The sequence below is a fragment of the Actinotalea ferrariae CF5-4 genome, assembly GCF_000603945.1.
GTDB classification, from domain to species: Bacteria; Actinomycetota; Actinomycetes; order Actinomycetales; family Cellulomonadaceae; genus Actinotalea; species Actinotalea ferrariae.
Genome location: NZ_AXCW01000621.1, coordinates 1 through 335, shown reverse-complemented (window position 1 = coordinate 335; position 335 = coordinate 1). Strand labels below are relative to the sequence as shown.

General features: G+C 67.2%; 1 protein-coding gene. It reads left to right on the top strand.

The genetic code is table 11. The annotated features are described in order from the left end of the window. Positions 1–106 precede the first annotated feature (106 nt). Positions 107–335, top strand: a 229-nt coding sequence (locus tag N866_RS22300) for a hypothetical protein (RefSeq protein WP_216699517.1), incomplete at its 3' end; no start/stop codon positions are given.

Genomic DNA, 335 nt, shown 5'->3' with positions numbered 1-335 from the left:
CACCCTGGAATCGGATGAGCCGGTTAACACATCTGCCGCGGGCATCGCAATCGGACACACCCACAGGAAGTTCATGCGCCGATTCGGGCGCAAGGGCACAGACGTCATGGCAACGATCCTCGGCCTCACCATCACAACCGGCACGGCGGCGGCAGCCGTCACCAACGAAAGGGGGCGCACTGAAGCCCAACGCGTCGCCCCAGCGGTCGCCGCCGTCGCCCCAGCAGTCGCGCAGGTGCCGCCGACCGAGACCCTGGCGGCCGGCTGGTGGCCCGCGGCTCGAAGGCATCGAACGTCTCGTCGAAGCCTCTGTCAACGACGGCTGAAAATGGACC